At 29.6% G+C, this 21,512-nt stretch carries 15 protein-coding genes and 1 other annotated feature; of the genes, 2 read left to right on the top strand and 13 right to left on the bottom strand.

From position 1 onward, the window contains the following. The first annotated feature begins 59 nt into the window (after positions 1 to 59). A complete protein-coding gene (locus tag ACTG44_RS04110; RefSeq protein WP_003418305.1) occupies positions 60 to 266 on the top strand; it encodes a hypothetical protein in 207 nt (68 codons plus the stop codon). Between the two features lie 4 nt (positions 267 to 270). Here the strand turns inward: ACTG44_RS04110 and ACTG44_RS04105 are convergent, their stop codons facing one another. The 4 genes from ACTG44_RS04105 to ACTG44_RS04090 all read right to left on the bottom strand — a co-directional run bounded on the left by ACTG44_RS04105 (position 271) and on the right by ACTG44_RS04090 (position 6,302). Beyond that, a complete protein-coding gene (locus tag ACTG44_RS04105) occupies positions 271 to 1,194 on the bottom strand; it encodes a hypothetical protein (protein ID WP_021383463.1) in 924 nt (307 codons plus the stop codon). 253 nt (positions 1,195 to 1,447) lie between these two features. Further along, on the bottom strand, positions 1,448 to 3,148 hold the full coding sequence (gene argS / locus ACTG44_RS04100; RefSeq protein ID WP_479919891.1) for an arginine--tRNA ligase: 1,701 nt from the start codon (positions 3,146 to 3,148) through the stop codon (positions 1,448 to 1,450). A 340-nt stretch (positions 3,149 to 3,488) separates the two neighbouring features. After that, positions 3,489 to 3,902 carry a 2-thiouracil desulfurase family protein gene (locus ACTG44_RS04095; RefSeq protein ID WP_021383482.1) on the bottom strand — a complete coding sequence of 138 codons (414 nt, stop codon included), beginning with the start codon at positions 3,900 to 3,902 and terminating at the stop codon, positions 3,489 to 3,491. A 21-nt stretch (positions 3,903 to 3,923) separates the two neighbouring features. Next, the gene (locus ACTG44_RS04090; RefSeq protein ID WP_479921359.1) at positions 3,924 to 6,302 is read right to left on the bottom strand and encodes an endonuclease MutS2; all 2,379 of its coding nucleotides are present in this window, start codon (positions 6,300 to 6,302) and stop codon (positions 3,924 to 3,926) included. A gap of 320 nt (positions 6,303 to 6,622) precedes the next feature. Between ACTG44_RS04090 and ACTG44_RS04085 the strand changes: the two genes are divergently transcribed. Next, the gene (locus tag ACTG44_RS04085; protein ID WP_021383476.1) at positions 6,623 to 8,074 is read left to right on the top strand and encodes an aminoacyl-histidine dipeptidase; all 1,452 of its coding nucleotides are present in this window, start codon (positions 6,623 to 6,625) and stop codon (positions 8,072 to 8,074) included. A gap of 349 nt (positions 8,075 to 8,423) precedes the next feature. On the opposite strand, the gene ACTG44_RS04080 is transcribed toward ACTG44_RS04085, so the two are convergent. From ACTG44_RS04080 to pheS, 9 genes are all read right to left on the bottom strand, one after another. Continuing rightward, positions 8,424 to 10,814, bottom strand: coding sequence for a diguanylate cyclase domain-containing protein (locus tag ACTG44_RS04080; RefSeq protein WP_021383530.1), 2,391 nt, complete (start codon positions 10,812 to 10,814; stop codon positions 8,424 to 8,426). A gap of 316 nt (positions 10,815 to 11,130) precedes the next feature. Continuing rightward, positions 11,131 to 11,952: a nitroreductase family protein gene (locus ACTG44_RS04075; protein WP_021383532.1), complete on the bottom strand. Its 822-nt coding sequence runs from the start codon at positions 11,950 to 11,952 to the stop codon at positions 11,131 to 11,133. A gap of 113 nt (positions 11,953 to 12,065) precedes the next feature. Continuing rightward, positions 12,066 to 12,542 carry an NUDIX hydrolase gene (locus ACTG44_RS04070; RefSeq protein WP_021383488.1) on the bottom strand — a complete coding sequence of 159 codons (477 nt, stop codon included), beginning with the start codon at positions 12,540 to 12,542 and terminating at the stop codon, positions 12,066 to 12,068. A gap of 215 nt (positions 12,543 to 12,757) precedes the next feature. Next, entirely contained in the window at positions 12,758 to 13,342 is a 585-nt protein-coding gene (locus tag ACTG44_RS04065; protein ID WP_044212816.1) for an HD domain-containing protein, read from the bottom strand. A gap of 97 nt (positions 13,343 to 13,439) precedes the next feature. Beyond that, positions 13,440 to 15,941, bottom strand: a complete 2,502-nt coding sequence (locus ACTG44_RS04060) for a U32 family peptidase (RefSeq protein ID WP_479921358.1) — start codon at positions 15,939 to 15,941, stop codon at positions 13,440 to 13,442. Positions 15,942 to 16,235: 294 nt separating this feature from the next. Beyond that, on the bottom strand, positions 16,236 to 16,916 hold the full coding sequence (locus tag ACTG44_RS04055; RefSeq protein WP_044212786.1) for a YoaK family protein: 681 nt from the start codon (positions 16,914 to 16,916) through the stop codon (positions 16,236 to 16,238). Between the two features lie 160 nt (positions 16,917 to 17,076). Further along, entirely contained in the window at positions 17,077 to 17,667 is a 591-nt protein-coding gene (locus tag ACTG44_RS04050; protein WP_021383456.1) for a cell division protein ZapA, read from the bottom strand. Between the two features lie 24 nt (positions 17,668 to 17,691). Then, on the bottom strand, positions 17,692 to 20,085 hold the full coding sequence (gene pheT, locus ACTG44_RS04045) for a phenylalanine--tRNA ligase subunit beta (protein ID WP_479921357.1): 2,394 nt from the start codon (positions 20,083 to 20,085) through the stop codon (positions 17,692 to 17,694). A gap of 16 nt (positions 20,086 to 20,101) precedes the next feature. Beyond that, entirely contained in the window at positions 20,102 to 21,121 is a 1,020-nt protein-coding gene (gene pheS / locus ACTG44_RS04040; protein ID WP_479921356.1) for a phenylalanine--tRNA ligase subunit alpha, read from the bottom strand. 49 nt (positions 21,122 to 21,170) lie between these two features. After that, positions 21,171 to 21,405 (bottom strand) — a binding site (T-box leader). Positions 21,406 to 21,512 lie beyond the last annotated feature (107 nt).

Raw genomic sequence — 21,512 nt, 5'->3', positions numbered from 1 at the left:
AATAATATCTATATAATTAATTTATTAATTTCAAGTAATGTGAGGAAAGGAAGTTTTTTATGGAATTAATTGAAAAAGTATCTATCAACTCTTTATCAAAAAGAGATTTACTACTTATTATAAAGTCTCTTGAATACACTAATGAAAATACTCAAATTAGTGATTTTATTGACCTTAGAAATAATATTGTAAAGGAATTATGTTTTTTAACTGACACTAAGGAAAAAGATTTTTTGGATTATCTAGAAAAAAATAGCACGCTCTAATAACCTAAACCTTTTTAAATTTCAATATATAAATACCTGATTTAGAATTTATTTTTATGCTTAATATATTATCATTAAAGGTTTTCGACATAACTGTTATTTGATTAAATATGGGGTCTATTATAGTATTACCTTCTTCAAGTCTTATAAGACTTCTTGGGTCTATCTTTTTATTGTAAGCTTTAACTCCAATTTTATATTTTCTCAATTTAACAACATATTCCGACATAGAAAAAATGAAATCTATATTATCTTCATTTAATTCACTATCTTCACCCAAAATGGATAATATAGATTTTTTTATGCTCTTAATTCCTTCATTTTCTACAATCCTATCTTCCATATATACATCATATAAGATGTTTAACACATTTAATAGAATACTTTCTTCATCATAATCTTCAAACTTCGAATCAATATATTTATCAATTAATTGTATTGCTTTAATCCTTGCCATCTGAAACTTTACAATATCAGATTTGTCTAATTCTATAGAAAATCCTATTATCTTGTCTTTAATACTTTGTAGTAATTCGACATATTCTATTTTACTATTATTTATAAGATTGTGCATAACAGAATTATAAGCTACAGAACCTAACAAATAATCAAATAAAGATTCTTCTTTTTTAAAATAATTTACATATTTTTTTATTAGTCTAATAACCTCATCTTCACTTTTTTGGATATTAGTATTTGATAAAATTAATGGTAATAAAATATTTAAAAAATTAATAGTACCTATTTTCTCTCCATAAAATCTATAGTAAACAAGTTCATCTCTCAGTCTATTTTCGTCTATATATACACATCTTTGCACTTTATCATCTATTAAGGATTTTGTATTTATTATAATCAAATCTTTAAGAGCCCTACTTGCACTATTAAAAGAAGATGTGTAGACTTTTTTTAGTAATTCGTCATTCATAAATATATCCTTTCTAAAAAATTGAATCTAAATATCTTGTCATTAAAAAAAAAGAGACAGCCCGTTTAAGAAGCTGTCATATATAGGGGGATAGTAGTGTACAAAAATCATTGTAATCTACTATCTATATATTATTATACGATACTACTTTTTTATATGTAAAGTATCAGTTTTCGACATCCCTATATTTTACAGTTATACAAATTGCGTACTAAGTTCAATTTTATTCTTTTTATTTCAACATTTTATCGTGTTACATTCTTTCTGGAGCGTGCATTCCCAACAGCTTCAGAGAATTCTCTAAAGTTTGTTTTGTAGCTAGAACTAATGCAAGTCTCGCTTTTCTAATTTCCAAATTTTCTACTAAAATTGGATTGTCATGATAAAATTTATTAAACGCTTGAGCCAAATCTAACATAAATCTAGTCACTATATGTGGTTCATTTTTCTTTAGAGCAAGTAAAATATTTTTGTTAAATGATTCTATAACTCTAAGAACTTCTGCACTATCTTCGTCAGCTAATAGACTATAATCTATATCAGAAGTTACTTCTTCTTCTGATTTTCTTAAAACTGCACAACATCTAGCATGTGTATATTGAACATATGGTCCAGTCTCACCATCAAAACTCAATGTTCTTTCCCATGAGAATGTGTAGTCTTTTATTCTACTATTAGATAATTCTTGGAATACTACTGCACCAACACCTACTTGCTTAGATATTTCATCTACATTTTTAGCATTTGGATTTTTAGCTAGTATAATATCCTTAGTCTTATCTATAGCTTGATTTAAAGCATCTTCTAAAAATACTACTCTTCCTTTTCTAGTTGACATAGTACCTTCTTCAAGAGCTACCATACCAAATCCAACATGAGTTAAATCTTTTGCCCAATCGTATCCCATAAGCTCAATTACTTTAAACCATTGTTGGAAATGTAAGTTTTGTTGAGAACCAACTACATATATACACTTGTCAAAATCATAAGTTTCTTTTCTATATATTGCAGCAGCCAAATCTCTTGTCATATATAGTGTTGAGCCATCATTCTTAGTAATAAGTGCTGGTGGCATCTTATATTCTTCTAAATCAACAATCTTTGCACCTTTAGACTCTTTTAAAAGATTTTTCTCTTCTAATAACTCAATAACTTTACCCATCTTATCAGAATAGAAACTTTCACCTGCCAAAGAATCAAATTCTATATCTAAAAGTTTATACACTCTGTTAAATTCTTTTAAACTCTCATCTCTAAACCATTGCCATAATTCTTTTGCTTCTTCGTCACCATTTTCTAATTTAGTAAACCATGCTCTTGCTTCATCTTCCATTTCTGGATATTGTTCAGCCTCATCATGGAATCTTACATATAATTTTAGTAATTCTGGAATTGGATTAGATTCTACTACCGTCTTTTCTCCCCATTTTTTAAAGGCCACTATTAACTTACCAAATTGAGTTCCATAGTCACCTAAATGATTTATTCTTATAGTCTTGTATCCTTGTGAATCATATATCTTATATAAAGCATTGCCTATAACTGTAGTTCTTATATGCCCTATATGGAAAGGTTTTGCTATATTTGGAGAAGAATACTCAACTATTACAGTTTTATCTTTACCAAAATCACTATGACCGTAGTTTTCTTTTTCCTCTAATACTTTTTTGATTACAGTTTCTGCTAATTGAGATTTATTTACAAAGAAGTTTACATATCCGCCTAATTGTATTACCTTTGTTATCTCTCCACTTGGTTCTATACTTTCTGCTAATTCATTTGCTATCATGTTTGGAGCTTTTCTAAATACTTTAGCTAATTTAAAGCATGGAAAAGCATAGTCACCCATATCCTTATTTGGTGGTACTTCTATAAGTGCCTCTATCTCTTCTTTCGATAAATCTTCTATTTTTTCTTTAAGGCAATTTGATATTGCTACCTTGAAATCTTGCATCTTGTTGCTCCTCTCTACATTGTACCTGGTTTATATTGTGCTTATCTCTTTATGTTAAATCAAATTTCGTGTTTTTTCAAGTATTTCATTATGTGACAAAGTACTTTAAAAAATGTACCCTTTGTATGAATTCTGCATACGTTAAAAATGCTCTAATTACAATTTTAATTTATACCATTTTATTAATCTGTATAAGATTTTTTCAACCTTACATTTGCTTTTTATACAACTTTTCTACTTTTTATGATGTTTTATAAATTTGGTTAATTCTTATAACTATCTTTATACACATCCTTGTAACTATCTTTATATACAACTTTTTTATTCTTGTATTGATTTTCTACAAATCTTTTTCACTTTTAACTCTTATTCCTGCTTCTTCAAGTAGTTTTGCTGTGACACCTTTTCCTGAGATTTTTTTACCAGAAAAACTACCGTCATAAATTAAATTACACCCACAAGATGGACTGCCTTCTTTTAATATTGCTTCGCTACATACATATAAATTTGCTATTTTTAGAGTCTCTTTTGCACCCTTTGCGAAGTTTTCTGTCACATCCTTATTATCTTTGGTAATTACCTTATTATCAACTATTTCAGCAGGTGGTCTTGGTGTAGATAGACCACCTAACTGTTCTGGACATACAAGTGTAAATTCTTTGCCTTTTAAATATTCCTTAACTTTTTCATTTTCATTATTATCGCCACTATATTTACAATTTATTCCTATTAAACATGCAGATACTAATATCATAAAAATGTGCTCCCATACAAATTATTTTAGTTTAACAATTGTTACTCCTGCTCCACCTTCTCCGTATTGACCACCTCTTTGTGATTTTACATGTCTATTTCTTCTTAAGACGTCTTGTAGTCCTGCTTTCAATACTCCTGTACCTATTCCATGTATTACTGTTACAGATTCTAATCCTGCCACATATGCATCATCAAGATATTTTTCGACTTCCATTATAGCTTCTTCTAAATTTAATCCTCTAAGGTCAACTTCATTTTTTATATTACCAGATTTTGACCTTATGATATTTCTTGTTGATTTAGTTACATTTGTTGAAACATCTTTGCGAGTTTTTTGTAAAGACTTAAAAGGTAGAGTCATCTTCATTATACCAATTTGCACTACTGCTTCTTTTCTCTTTTTATCCACTGAAACTACACTACCATTTTGATTTAAAGTTATTACCTTAACTTCTTCACCTGGTTTTAGGTCTTTTATCTCCTTATTTGAAACCTTTGGAACTATCATACTTTTTACTGTTGGTTGAAGACTTCCCATGGAGCTAGTCAATTCTTTTCTAAGCTCTTCTATCTTACGATTCTTTTCTTTTGAAGCTCTTTCCTGTTCAAGATTTCTAAGTTCCTTTATTATTAGGTCTACTTCTTCTTTAGCTTGTCTTATAATTGAAAAGGCTTCTGATTTAGCTTTTTCAACCATCTTATCTCTTTGGCTAATCAATTTTTCAAGCTTTTCATCATACTCTACTTTTAGTCTTTCAATCTCTTCTTTTAATCTTTCAGCTTCTTCTCTGTCTTCTACTGCTTTGATTCTATTCTTTTCAACATTCTGTAATACATCTTCTAATGCTATATTATCTGTATTTATATATTCTTTAGCACGTGAAATTACATAATCACTTAGTCCAAGTTTTCTAGAAATCTCAAAAGCATTCGATTTTCCAGGAACACCTATAAGTAGTTTATATGTCGGACTTAATGTTTCTATATCAAATTCAACTGCTGCATTTTCTACACCAGACTTAGTAAGAGCATAGTTTTTAAGCTCACTATAGTGAGTAGTTGCTATACATTTAGCTCCTACAGAGTTTATATCTTCTAATACTGCTATTGCAAGGGCAGCTCCTTCAACAGGGTCTGTTCCTGCTCCTAATTCGTCAAATATAACTAAAGAGTCTGCTGTTACACTTTGTAGTATTGATACTATATTCGTCATATGCGATGAAAATGTTGATAAACTCTGCTCAATACTTTGTTCATCTCCTATATCTGCAAATACATTATCATATACACACATACTACTTCCATAATCAGCAGGTATATGAAGTCCACTTTGTGTCATAAGTGCAAATAGACCTACAGTTTTTATTGTAACAGTCTTACCACCTGTATTTGGACCTGTTATTACCAATGTGTGGAAGTCTCTTCCTAAATAAATCGTATTTGCTACTACTTTCTTCTTATCCAACAATGGATGTCTTCCATTTTTTATATTTAAATATTTATCCTCATTTAAAGTTGGTTCTATACCTCTCATTTGTATAGAAAGTTTTCCCTTTGAAAATGCAAAATCCAATCTTCCTAGTATTTCCTGATTAGAAATCAAATGTTCACTCACTTCTCCAACCATAGCAGAAAGCTCTGATAAAATTCTTTCTATCTCTTCTTGCTCTCCTAATTTCAACTGTCTCAACTCATTATTCATCTCTACTATAGTCATTGGCTCTATAAAAAGTGTCGCACCAGAAGATGACTGGTCATGTACTATACCAGCTACTTGTGACCTATATTCAGCTTTTACAGGCACTACAAATCTATCACCTCTTAGAGAAATTATGGCATCTTGTAAGTATTTTTGATACGTAGTCGAACTTATTATTGAATTTAGTTTTGACCTAATGGATTGATTTTTTTGAGATATTCTTCTTCTGATATCTCTAAGTGTACTTGAAGCATTGTCAGATATTTCTACTTCACTAATTATCGCAGTGTATATCTGGTCTTCTATGTCTTTATACACGTATAGAGAATTTGATAGAGATTGTATTATTGGATAATTGAAATCTTCTTCATCACTACTAGATAGACTATTTTTTAATCTCCTAGCTACTCTTAAAGTATCTGCTATCATAATTAGACTTCCTGGGTAAAGAGATGCACCTATATACGCTCTCTTTACCTTGTCTTCTATATCATGAATACCTTCCAAAGCTACTGAACCTCTCTTTATAATAATTGATTGAGCTTCACTAGTTTCTTCTAGCATGGATTTTACTTCTATAAAATCAGTATTTGGGACTAAACTTTCTATATATTTTAGACCTAAAGAAGATGAGGCTTTCTTCTTTAATAAGTCTATTATTTTGTTGTATTCTAGAACTCTTAACGATTTCTCATTCATTTTCTATATTCACCATCCTCGATATTTTAACTTTTTTATTTAATTTTAAAAATGTATGCTTTTCAAGCATTTCCAATAAAAACTGCAAGTTTTATTTCTTTTTCATTTCTAAAATTATTATATTTTTTCTCTTTTAGATATATTTTACGCATATTTTGTATTATACTATGTATGTAGCTATCTATATATTATACATAAACATGCTTTATTTGTAATATAATCTGTTAAAAAATCTTCTTTAATATTTTTAAAGAAGTTTATTTTAGCTTGTTTTTTTAAAATAGCTACTTATATAGATAAATTAAGGAGGAACATAAGTCATGGGAAACGTATTAGAAGGATTAAAACCAGAGAATGTTTTTAAAAACTTTGAGAAAATATCTCAAATTCCTAGAGGTTCTGGAAATGAAAAAGGTATAAGTGATTTTTTACTTAACTTTGGTAAAGATTTAGGTCTTGAAACTATTCAAGATGAAAGCTTAAACATAATAATAAGAAAGCCTGCTACAAAAGGATATGAAAATTGTCCAGGCGTAGTTCTTCAAGGACACATGGATATGGTTTGTGAAAAAGAAAAGAATGTTGAACATGATTTTCTTAAAGACCCTATAAAATTAAGAATTGATGGTGACATGATATATGCTACTGGAACTACTCTAGGAGCTGACAATGGTATAGCTGTTGCTATGGGTATGGCTATATTAGAAGATAACACTTTAGAGCATCCAGCATTAGAAGTTTTAGTTACTGTTAATGAAGAAGATGGTATGAATGGTGCTGATGCATTAGAGCCTAGTTTAATTAAAGGTCAATATATCCTAAATATGGACTCCGAGGAGGAAGGATACTTATTAGTTAGTTGTGCTGGTGGTAAAACTTGTGTTGTTAGTTTACCTGTTGAGTACAAAGAAGTTGAAGCTGATAAGCAAGGTTTATTAGTTGAAGTTACTGGACTATTAGGTGGACACTCTGGTATGGAAATTGTTTTACAAAGAGCAAATGCTAACAAAGCAATAGCTAGAGTATTAAGTGTATTAGATGTTGACTATGATTTGGCTTCAGTTGATGGCGGAACTAAACACAATGCTATACCTCGTGAAGCTAAGTGTGTAATAGCTGTCAATAAAGCTGATGTTGAAGTTGCTAAAAAACAAATAAATGATATTTTAACTGCATTTAAACATGAGTTCACTACTTCTGACCCTGGTATGACTTATTCAGTTGCTGAAACTTCTGTAGAAAAAGTTCTTGCTAAAGATTGTAAAGAAAAGGTTATTCAAATGTCAAGCTTAACTCCTCATGGTGTTCAATCTGTAAGCCTTGATATAGAAGGATTAGTTGAAAGTTCTACTAACTTCGCTATAATTGAAACTAAAGAATCTACTATTGAATTCTTAACTTCTGTTAGAAGTTCTGTTATGTCTATTAGAGATGAAATAGCTGATAGAATAAGACTTTTAGCTCAAGCTTTAGGTGCTGATTATGGTCTTACTTCTCAATATCCAGCTTGGGAGTTCAAAAAAGGTTCTAAATTAGAAAAAATATGTAGTGAGACTTATGAAAAATTAACTGGTAAAGTTCCTACTGTTATGGCTCTACATGCTGGTCTTGAGTGTGGATTATTACTTGATAAACTTCCTCATGCTGAAGCTATCTCTATAGGACCAGATATGTTTGATGTTCATACTCCAAATGAGCATGTTAGTATCCCTTCTATAGCTAATGTTTGGGATTATGTTATAGAAATATTAAAATCTATGAACCAATATTAAATCTAAATTTTATTTAGATTAACTCTTGGATACAATTATAGATTATAAATAAATCTATATAAAACTCATTCTATAAATTAACATTATAAAAGTTTATAGGAATAAAGCCTAATGATGCATTTTTATATTTATCATTAGGCTTTATTATTTCATTACATATTTTTATTTAATATATTTTTATTATTTAAACTTATATAATTACCTATAATCAAGATATTAAATTACCCCACTTAGTAATTTTTACATATGTAAATTGATTCACTTCATTTTTTCTAGAAAACATATACTTATATGTTTTTTCATGTTTTCATTATGTATAGATTATATAAAGTATATAAAGAAAATTTTTCTATTCAACAATTTTAAAGCAATTTCTACCTTGCTTTTTCGAATTATAAAGAGCATCATCTGCCATTTTGTATATATCATCATATGTTTGTCCTTGTTTTGACATTACACCACCCATACTTACAGATATACTCTTACCATTTGGTAATTTAATACCATGGATTTTATCATATAAAATATTACATTTTTCTACAAGGCTTTCCATATCCTCTACACTTTTAACATATATGCTAAATTCGTCCCCTCCTAGGCGACCTACTATGTCACATTCCTCAAAAGATTTAGTAAGAATATTTGCAACTGCAATCAGCATCTTATCTCCAATAAGATGACCATAATTGTCATTTATCTCTTTAAAATGGTCAATATCTAAAATAAGTAAAGCTCCTCTTTCATTATTCGATAAATCATCCAAACTCTTTGTAGCCATCTCCCTTATAGAAGCTGCATTAAAAATATTTGTTAAACTGTCTTTTTGTGCTTTATCTAACAGTCTCATTTTTTCCTCTTTTTCACAATCAACATTGTGCAATTTGCCTATTGAATAAACAGGTACATTCTTTTCATTATAAATTATCTTTGATGTAATTCTAATCCAATGAAACTCCCTATCAGGGCAAATACAATAAATTTCTGTTGAACCATTTTCTTGTTCCATAATCAACTTAAAAAATTGTTCTCTGTACTCTTTTTCAATTTCATTTCCAGATGTGTCTTTACAATGACTTAGACCTCCAAAGACATTAACACCATTTTCTTGCATCGCAATCGTAATTTTATCTGCTTGATAATCATATTCAAAAAAGTATTCACTTGCCATCTCATATACTTCAGTATGTTTTTTAAGCTCTAAAGAAATTCTCTGATTCATGCTTGTACGAGTACGAAGACTCCAAGCCATAATTATAATAATACATAATGATATGCTAAATACTACAAGAATAGTTTGAATTGGATTTTCCTGCATAATTTGAACTAGAGAAAAATCTGATATATATGTAGTATTATTATAAATAATTGATTGCATCTCTTCAGTCTGTATACTAATTACAGCCTTATTTAATATACTAAATAATTCCTGTTCATTCTGTTTAGCTACACCAAAACAGAAGAGATGTTGTTCGTAGTTTTGTTGAATTAAACGAACATACTTATACTTAGGTTGATTTACATAATACTGTATGGAATAACCTTCACCATATGTATAATCTGCTTTTCCACTATTCACAGCATCAATACATTCTTCTAGCGTATCATACCAAATTATATTTTTAGCAGAATAGCCTTTATAAGAAGTACCTTTTTCAAGAGCTAAACGTTTATTTTCTAAGCTATCTTCGTTTACCTTATTGTTAATCATCATCATATACTGTGTAGAAATAAATGGCCGAGTCATAGCTACATGCTGTTTACGTGCCTTTTCATAATCGTATGTCATGCCTGCTACAATATCAACCTTAGAATTTTTTATCATATTTTCTAAATCCTTCTGAGATTCTACAGGCACCATATCTAATTTCAAACCAGTCTTCTTTGCCAGGTAATTCAATAAATCTATTGAAATACCTTTTAATTTTCCTGTTTTATCATCTACATATTGAAATGGCGGATTGTTTAGTAAAACACCTGCTTTTAAAGTTTTTGTATTTTTAATGTACTCAGATTCTTTCTTAGATAAAATCATCTCTTTATTCTCTGGTGTAAAATATTTCTCATATAATGTAGGTGAAAAATAAGGGTCTGTTTGCTCAATGTTAGATATCGCTGAATTAAGCTTTTTAGATAATTCTGTATTGCCTTTGCTTGTAACAAAATAAAATGGCTTAGGAGAAAACTTAGCTATAGTGCGCAAATCATCTCTAGGATTCATACTGACATTAAGCATTGCGTCTGCTTTTTCATCCTTTAGAGCTTGTATTTGTTCTTCCATTGTTTTACAAGGTATCAATTCAGAGGATATTTGATTCATTTCACAGTATCTATCTAACTCTTTAATTTTACTAGTAGAATTTTCTATTACAGCAATACGCATGTTCTTTGTCACTTGTGAGCTTACACTGTCAATATCTGCATTATCATGAAGTACTTGTAATACTGTATTTACAGTTCCATAACTATATCCGACATAATCATACACTTTCTCTAATGGTTCATCATACAACAAGCCACCCATTAAATCAATCTCACCATTTTTTAACATATCCATTAACTTAATAAGAGATTCATTTATATCTCCTTCGACTTGAACAAACTCATAATTCCACCCAGTATATTGGGCAATTTCTTGTAAATATTCATAGGTATACCCAGAGTACCTACCTTTTTCATCTATCTCACTTAAACCTTTTTGAATGGGATAAGCAACACGTATGGTACGATTATCATTATTCATAGCATTACTCTTAAAGGGAAATATGCAGAAAGTGAATATGGACATAATTACAAAAACTAATGAAAGTAATTTTTTCAAATTCACTATAAAATCCTCCATATAATAATATTTACAGTATAGTATACTGTATAAATTCTTAGACTTGAAAAATAGATTAGTACAAAAAAGGACATAAAATTTTTGTAAAAATTTAACATCCTCATTCATACATAATATATTTTGATTATACTCTATTTACCTTGTGTTTACAATAAATTTGATGTATTAATTATATAGCATTATCTATTTTGATTTAGCATAGAACACAATCCGAGTACTACTTTATATCAAATTTAGCAACATTTCGATTTACAGTTCTCTTATATTTTACATTTGGATAGCCTAATATAAATGAAGTTATAACTGCTTCGTTATCATTCATTCCTAATAGCTCTTTTATCTTTGGTTCTACATTTGATGCCATAACAAAAAATCCATTATAGCACATTCCCAATCCTTGAGAGTAAGCCATAAGTTCCATATTAGATGCAGCCAATCCTCCATCTACATATACACTTCCACCTAAAGAAATATCACCAACAACTACCATAAGTAGTGGTGCATCATAAAATAAAGAGTCAATTCCTTTTTCTTTATATCCTTTATACATTCTCTTAAACGTGTTTTTATATATAGAGCGAACAGAGTCTTCATCATCAGTATTTAATGCTAAATTATAAAGCCCTTCTATTGCCAATTCTTTTACTTCTTTTAACTTATCTTTTACTAATATGTATCTTAGAGGCTGTCTATTTCCACCTGTTGGTGTATATCTACCAGCTTCTACTATGTTTCTTATTTTCTCTTCTTCTACCTCTATATCTTTGTAGTCTCTTATACTTCTTCTAAATTTTATGAAATTCATCAAGTTTTCAGACTCTAAGTCAAAAGTTTCATGATTGTATTCTAATACCTCACCTTTATCAAATCCCTGCATTTCTATAGAGTCTGTTGGGCAAATTGCCATACAATGACCACAATTAATACAGAGAACATTTTTTACCTTTGCTTTATTTTCTCTAACTTTTATTGCATTTACAAGGCAGTCTGACTCACACAAGCCACAACCTACGCATGTTTCTAAATTTATGTCTATCATCCTAAATTTTCCTCCATTTAAAAATTTTACTTTAGTATAAAGCAAATAGTTGTCTAAGTCAATTTTTATTTTTTTAACAATATATGAGTTTAAATTGAAAATTTTTATACAAATCAAGTTAAGAAACTTACACTATAATCTTCCAATTCTCCATTATTGTATATTATCTTTGCACTAAAAATTTTCCCAGTCTTAGCCCAATTCAAAAATAATCTGTCACCTTCCCACATATTTAAGTCAAATATTTTATCATTGTCTACCCAAAGTAATTTACCTTCTTTGCAATCATCCAAATCTTTTTCGGACAAACTACCTTCAAAGTCATCTGAAAAATATAGGAACATGTACCAGTCTTCTTCATTCTTAAATTTTGGAAAAGTTATAAGACCTTTATATGTTAGTGATTTAAGCGTAAGTCCAGTTTCTTCTTTAACTTCTCTGATTATACACTCTTCAGGAGTCTCTCCTTGCTCAAACTTTCCTCCAACTCCTACATATTTACCTTCATGTATATCATCTTTCTTTTTATTTCTATATAACATTAAAGTCTTATCATCTTTTTCTATATAACAAATAGTCGTAAGCTTCATATATCCCGCCTTACTTTCTTTTTCTGTTTTTTATTTGTACACTATTGATACTCTATTTCTTAAATATACTTATCACCATAATTAACTGGTTCTTAGTGATTTGTTAAACCAAGTATTAATAGCTTAATTAAGCATCAATTATTTAATCTCTTATTAGTAATCTGTTTTATAAATTATTAATAAATTAGACAATTAAATTTATTATCTCTTTTACATTATTCATTTTCATTACTTTCAAGAACATCACTTATATTCTTCATTGCATTAAGAGAAAGCTCTGCAAATTCATCAAATGGAATCCCTATATCTTCTATACTTCTCATTGCATCTCTATTTACATTTGAAGCAAATCTCGTTTCTTTCATTCTTTTAATTACAGACTTTGTTTTTACACTAGTAAGTTTTTTATCTGGATAAACCAAAGCTATAGCAGTTATAAACCCAGTTATAGGGTCTGCTGCATATATAGCTTTTTCCATAAGGCTAGTTCTTGTAACGCCCATTCCATCGTGATGACCAAGTATCGCTCTATACATCTCTTCATCACCAAAGTTTTCTTTTTTAAGAAGCTCTACTGTTGTTGTAGCATGCCCTTCACAGATTTCCCCTGGTTTTCTTCCAACTATATCTGAATCTAAATCATGTAAAAGACCTGCAACTGCCCACTCTTCTTCTTTTTCTGGCTCTAATCTTTTGGCTAAATCTTTCATAACCGCTTCAACAGCATAGCAATGTTTTCTCATTCTGTCAGTCTCTAAATACTTAAATAAAATTTCTAAAGCTTCTTCTCTCATTTTCATTAATCCCCCTGTTTTTTCATATATATGATATTTTTGTATATTAATACACATAAATCCAAGTTTATTTATATATTTATGTATATTTTTCATATTATATTTATTCTACACCTTTATAGTAGTGTCCTGCAACTGTTCCAACTTTATCCAACTGCTTATATAGGTTAGTAGCCTTTTCTCCAAGCTTATAATCATTACTCAAAACCTCAATATGAGCATCTATAATCTTTTTAACCATTTCGCCATTTTCCACTGTAAAATCTATTCTAAACACATCTATTCCAATTTCATCTAACTCATATAGATTATCTAACATACAAGTAACCTTTGAGTTGTAAATCGTGCTTCTACAGAATATATCTTGTGTTATCCTATAACTTGCATCTGTAAAATCTCTTAAAGCATAACTGCTTTCTTTACATTTAGCAACTCTCTTATCCTTTTTACAATCCCTAACAACAACTCCCATAGGACAGTATTCTGTAATCATCATAGGAGTATATCCATATATTACTGCTTCGATTTCTACATCTGTATATTTTAAAGTTTGTTTAATTTCATTTAGATTTAATTCTTGTGATAAACAAACTGTACTAGCTCCCTCATCTTTAAAGTGATTTATACTTTCACTGTTAAATGCATTTAAATAGCAATCTATATTCATCTCCTTTCCTTTAAAATATTCCATAGAACCCCAGTTACCAATTTGAATCTTATTGACACCTTTTATGTTATCTAATAATTCAAATTGTTTATATTCTTTATTTCTAATAATTCTTGGTACTGAATATATCAATCTGCTTTCACTATTTTCAGCATTAAAACTCTTTTCATCAGAAGTATTTATGTTATTTACATTTGAAACTATTGATTCTTTAGAAATATTTGATACCATTTCTAGAGCTTTTGATAGTGTATTTATATCTTCATAATAAATTAAATCTACATTATATTTTAATACAGCTTCTAATTGCTCTAAGTTTTTGACTTTAACTCTAATTTTAGGGACTGTATTAAGTTTTTTCTGTTTACTTACTCTATTTGGCTGGTATTTTAATCTATTATTCTTAAATTTTCTATCTTTTATCTTTATTCTTTCTTTATCTAAAAGCTCAATACAATCTCTTCTCATTTGATTTAGCATACTTATAGGCATACTTACACCTTCATCCAAATCAATTTCTATACCTTTTAGTGTATAAGGTGTATTTCCAAGCTTTTGAATTTGTGTCTCTATTTTTTCTTTACTTAAAGCTACTTTTATAGCTTTTTCAACTACCTTTTCTCCCTCTACAACCGATTTATTCCCACAAAAATCACTCATAGAAAGTACTGGTTTTTTACCTAATTTAATACTTACTTTTGCTTTTATATTAGTTTTTATTAACTCTTTATCTTGCTGGAATGTAGCTTGTACTCTATCCATCAACTCACTATCTGAGGTCTTAAATATAAGCTGATTTCTCTTTGCTTCTCCAACAAAATCCAATTCTATTAAGTCCCCTTTATGTGCTATTGTAGTTATCTCTCCATCTTTTATTATCCTTCCAATAGTGCCTCCACCTAGGTTAATTCCATCACCTTTTTTAAGGGTATTTTCTAACATAACTCTAAGTCTTTTGCTTTTTCTATTATAATCTAAAACTTTTCCAACATAGAGACCTTGATTATTAGGTCTATTTGAGTTCATTATAGCCTTACCAACTTCACCTAATATATATCCTTTTGTAAACTTTCTATTGAATATAGTGTACAAATTATTTATTATTTCCTCAGAAATACTTATTTTATTCTTATCTACAAATTCATTAATTGCTTCTCTATATCCTGAAACTACAGTAGCTACATATTCTGGCTTTTTCATTCTTCCTTCTATTTTTAAAGATAATACACCTGCTTCAATTATTTTGTCTAAATCTTCTATAGTGCTTAAATCCCTAGGACTCAACAAATAATCTCCATCGCTCTTTACTACTTCACCTGTATTTATATCTATCAACTCATATTTTTGTCTACATGGTTGTGCACATCTACCTCTGTTTCCAGACCTATTTCCTATCATACTACTCATAAGGCACTGACCTGAGTAACACACACATAAAGCCCCATGTACAAAAACTTCTATATCTACAGTTGTATTTTCACAAATCCATTTTATCTCATCGACATTTAATTCTCTTGCCAAAACAACTCTATCAAACCCAATACTTTGAAGATATTTAACATCTTCTAACGAATGAGCTACCATTTGAGTACTTGCATGTAGTTCAAAATCAGGCAATAGTTTTTTTATAAGCCTTGCCATTCCTATATCTTGTACTATTAAAGCATCTATATCTATATCATATAAAAATTTTACATACTCTACAAAATCTTCTATCTCATATTGTTTTATCAATGTATTCACAGTAACAAAGACTTGCACTCCTCTTATATGAGAGTATTTAACAGCATCAATTAGCTCATTTCTATCAAAGTTATTTGCAGATGCTCTTGCACTAAAGTCTTTACCACCTAAATACACAGCATTTGCTCCATTTTGTACTGCTGCTTTTAATGAATCAAAAGAGCCAACTGGTGCAAGTAATTCTATTTTTTTCATATTTTTCTCCTCTATTTATACTTATTAGGTTAATATAATTATCTATAACATAAATATTTACATTAAATTTATACACTATTTACTATATCTAAAATACATCAAATAATTTATACCTTATTTATTATATTTAATGTATTTAAAATAACTTATTTACTACTTATTATATTTAAGATATCTCAAACAATTTATACGCTACTTACTATATTTAACTTGATATGTCTCAAACAATTTATACACTATTTACTGTATAAAGTATATCAAATAATAACTCATTTTTTATCAATTTATACTAAGTTAGTTTTCATTAAATGAATCATCCTTATTGATAAACATAACTCCAAAGACTACTGCCAAAATAAAGAAACATACTAAGATTGACTTTTCCACAAAAATCTTTGTAAAAAATGTTCCTAAAATAGCCCCAGATATAAAGAATACTATAATAGCATAATACTGCAAACTCTTTTTTATCATAAAAATATTCTTAGTCTGTATATAATGAAATAATGTTTCTGTGGCGCTTCTTAAGTTTCCAGTACACATTGTCGTTGCAAAGCTATTTCCATTTACCTTTCTAAAACTCTCTACTTGCATTGAACAAATAAAAGAGATAGCAACATTTACAAACATATTAAATTGTCCTCTAGGTACAAAAGAAACAACAAGTATAGTAATCATTTCGATTATAATGATAATTTGACGCCAATGAATCTTAGAATTATTTTTGAAGTACTTTCTTATCTTCTCTGCTATAAAGACACCTAACATAAATGCCAAAATAGGAATCAAGTAATAAAAAGATTTTTTTATGTTCCCTTCTGCTATATTAAGCCCTAATAAAACTATGTTTCCAGTCTGTGCATTAGCAAAGACCTTACCTCTTACTACATAAGTATAAATATCTAAAAATCCTCCTGTTATTGCCAATAAAGAGCATAAGAAGAATGATTCAGACATCTGACTCTGGTTTGTCATATATAAAACATCTCACTTTCTAATGATAGATACCAAATCAAAATTATTTTAGATACTATTTTTTATTAATATTAAAAAACTTTTATATTTACACATATTTGTATTTATACATTAAAAGAAGCTGTCTCAAAAAACAATAGAGACAGCAAATCTTCTAATTTTATTTCACATTTTTTTCATCATTATTTAACCCTGTACATTTTAGCTGTAAATCATAAGCTTTGTTTTGAAACTCTGAAGCCAAATTCTCGGCTATCGTAGCTCTTTCATTTGCCTCTTCAAGTTGAGCACTTAACTCCTCAATCTTGCTTTTATAAGCATCTAACTCAGCTCTAGAACCTTCTGTCGTATTACTAAGTTCGAATATTTCTTGCTTTTTATTTTCTATAATATCAATTAACTCTTTCATCTTAGCCTCAGTTTCACGACTCTCTGCCTCTTTTTCTGCTATTGTAAGCTTTAAAGACTTAATTTCTAATTGAAGCTCTTCATTAGAAGACCCAACCTTTTTACTCAATTCTTCATTAGCTTTAATCAACTTCTCATTCTCATCTGAACATTCAAATAAAAGGTCTGATATATTTAATGCAGTTAATATCGCAGCAACTGATAAGCTTAATTTCGGGTTTTGACGTGTTATTTTATCCATTTCTTTGTCAACAAAATCAGCAATACTAATCATAAACTTCTCTGACTTATCTCCAACCATTGGATATTCAGCGCCATGGATTTTAACCATTACTTTGTTCATCCTAACCTCCCCCGACATTAGTTGTTAATTTGATCTTAAGTTAGCATTCAATTTTTCGCTTAATTCACTTAATATCTTATCATGCACCTTAGCTACATCTTCGTCTGTTAGAGTTTTATCTTTACTTCTATAAGTTATTGAATATGCAATTGACTTGTATCCAGCCTCTATTTGAGAACCTTTGTAAACGTCAAATAACTTGTAACTTTCTACTAATCCTTGACCATTTTCCTTTATTATATCTTCTATTTGTTTTACAAATACATCCTCTTTAACAATAAGAGCTATATCTCTTGATGTAGATGGATATTTTGGTAATGGTACATAATTCTTTGTTCTATCAGAATTATCAAATACAAAGTCAATATCTATTTCAGCGACATAAACTCTTTGACCTAGATTGTAATTTTCTATAACATCTGGATGCAATTCACCTAATGTACCTACATATTTATTATTATACACTATTTTAGCACATCTACCAGGGTGGAAGGTAGTATTATTATCTTGAGGTTCAATTTCATACTCTTTAAATCCTACATTTACAAGTATTGTTTCTATAGCACCTTTTAATGCAAAGAAATCAACATCTTTACCATACATACCTACACACATTCTATTTTCTTCTTTAGGCAACTCTGAATCCTGTGGTATGAATATATGTCCACACTCAAATGCATATACTTCTTCTATTTTATGAGATACATTAGTTGATAAAACATCTAACATATTTGGTATTAAAGTAGTTCTCATTACAGAAGTTTCTTCTCCCAATGGGTTAAGTAATTTAACAAAGTTTCTCTTAGCATTACCTTCTGGTACTCTTATTTTGTCTACTCCCTTAGGGCTTACAAATGAATATGTTAATATTTCGTTTAACCCTACAGCAGTTGAATTATCTTTTAAAGCATCCATGAATTTTTGTTTTGAAGTTTTAATTCCTGCTGTTGTATTTCCTTCTAATTGTACAGAAGGTATGTTTTCGAATCCATAGATTCTAGCTATTTCTTCCCATACATCAGCTTCTTGCTCCATATCTGATCTAAAACTTGGTACATCTATTTCTAATTTATCATTAGCTATTAAATTACATTTAAATTCTAATGATTCTAAAATTCCTACAAACTGTTCCATTGGTACATCTACACCTAGAAGATGGTTAATTCTTTGAGGATTTACTACCAATTTTTTAGGTTCTGGTTTATTTGGGTATACATCTACAACACCTTTTAAAACTTTTCCTGCTCCTAACATCTCAACAAGTTGTACAGCTCTATTTGCTGCTATCTCTGCAAGATTAGGGTCTAAATCTTTTTCATTTCTTGAAGATGCTTCTGATCTAATTCCAACTTTTTTAGCTGTAGTTCTTATGTTTTCTGGTTTGAAATTGGCACTTTCAAAAAGAACAGTCTTTGTATAGTCAGTTATTTCTGAGTTAGCACCACCCATTACACCAGCTAAACCAAGTGATTTTTCTCCATTTGTTATAACTAGCATATCTTTATCTAATGTTCTCTCAACATCATCTAATGTTACAAGTTTCTCTCCATCTTTAGCAGTTCTTACTACTATTCTTCCAGTCTCTACTTGATTTATATCAAAAGCATGAAGTGGTTGACCAAGCTCTAACATTACGAAGTTTGTTATATCAACTATGTTACTTATAGGTCTTACACCTGCTTCTGTAAGTCTTCTTTGCATCCAATATGGAGAAGGCTCTATTTTTACATCAGTAACCATTCTAGCAAAATATCTTCTACATAAGTCTGGATTGTCTATTTCAACTTTGAAGTCTATCTCTTCATCACTTTCTTTTACTTCAATTTCAGGATATTTTACTTTTGTTCCTATAGTTGCAGCCGCTTCTCTAGCTATACCTATCATACATTTGCAGTCAGGTCTGTTTGAAGTTAATTCAAAGTCTATTAAAGCATCTTTTAATCCTAAAACATCTTTTATATCTTTTCCTAATTCATAAGAATCTTCGTGGTCTAAAATATATATACCACCTCTTTTATACTCTTCAATGTAATGTTCATCTATACCTAATTCAGCTGCTGAACACATCATACCATCTGATAATTCACCTCTGAAGTCAGTTTGATTGATTTCAACTCCTCCAGGTAATTTAGAACCATTTACAGCTACTGGAATATAATCTCCTTCTGATATGTTCGTAGCTCCTGTAACTATTTGAACAACTTTATCTCCAATATCTACCTTAGTTACAACTAACTTATCAGCATTTGGATGTTGTTTTATTTCTAAAATCTTTCCAACCAATATATTTTCTATTTCTTCACCATAATAATCTATTGTTTCAACTTTAGTTCCTGTCATTGTCATTTTGTCAGCGAACTCTTTTACATCCATGTCTATATCAACATAGTCTCTAAGCCATTTTAAAGATACTAACATCTACATACCCTCCTAATTAAAATTGATTTAAGAATCTCATATCATTTTCGAATAATAATCTAATATCGTCTATTTCATATTTAAGCATTGCAAGTCTTTCAACCCCAACCCCAAATGCAAATCCACTGTAAACCTCTGGGTCTATTCCACAATTTCTAAGAACGTTTGGATGAACCATACCTGAACCTAATATTTCTATCCAACCTTCATATTTACACATTGGGCAACCTTTACCACCACATTTGAAACAAGTAACATCAACTTCTGCACTTGGCTCTGTAAATGGGAAGTTGTGAGGTCTAAACTTCGTTTTGATATCAGAACCAAACAATTTTTCAACGAAGATATCCATAGTTCCTTTAAATTCTGCCATAGTAACATCTTTACCAACAACAAGCCCTTCTATCTGATGGAACATTGGTGAATGTGTTGCATCTGGCGAATCTGACCTAAAACATCTACCTGGTGCAATTACTTTTATTGGTAACTCTTGGCTTCTCATAGTTCTTACTTGAACTGGAGATGTTTGAGTTCTAAGTAATACACCCTCATTCATATAGAATGTATCACTCATATCTCTTGAAGGATGGTCTTTAGGAGCATTTAAAGCATCAAAGTTATTATCAACAGTCTCAACTTCTGGACCTTCTGCCACAGAGAATCCCATTCCAATAAATATATCTGTTACTTCATCTATGATTTGAGTTATTGGATGTCTCTTTCCAACCTTTAGAATTTTTCCTGGTTGAGTAACATCTATTACTTCTTCTTTTAATTTTCTTTCTTTTTCAATAGCATTTAATTCTTCTTTCTTAGAATTTATGCTAAGTTCAATATTCTCTCTTACATCATTAGCAACCTTACCAACTACTGGTCTTTCCTCGGCAGATAATTTTCCCATCTCTTTAAGTATGGCAGTTATCTCACCTTTTTTTCCTAAGTACTTAACTCTTAAACTTTCTACACTTTCTATGCTTTGTGCCTCTTTTATTTCAGCTAAAGCTGCTTCACGTAAAGCAAGTAATTTTTCTTGCACACATATCACCCTTTCGTTTTTTTGTATAAAAAAAGCCCCTCAATCCCTGTCTAGGGACGAAAGGCTATAGTTTCGCGGTACCACCCTAGTAGTTTAACAATTTAAAAATCATCAAACCACCTCTAACAAACTTAACGCGTTTTTCACGTCAAAGCCTACTATCAAATTTCAGCTCTGTTACTCCAGAGGGAACTTCTCATGACCTCTTAGAAAACACTCCCAGCCTAGGTGTTTATCTCTTTACTAAGTTTAATCAAAATACTTTCCTCTTTCATTGCATCTACAATATTATATTGTTTATTTTAGTATTATATCATTTCCATTTAAATTATGTGACTATTTTTAATATACATCTAATACATAATTAATTCAATTATTTTTTTAAATATAT

It is taken from the genome of Clostridioides sp. LIBA-2809 (assembly GCF_056688965.1).
This window is presented reverse-complemented; position numbering and strand designations above follow the sequence as displayed.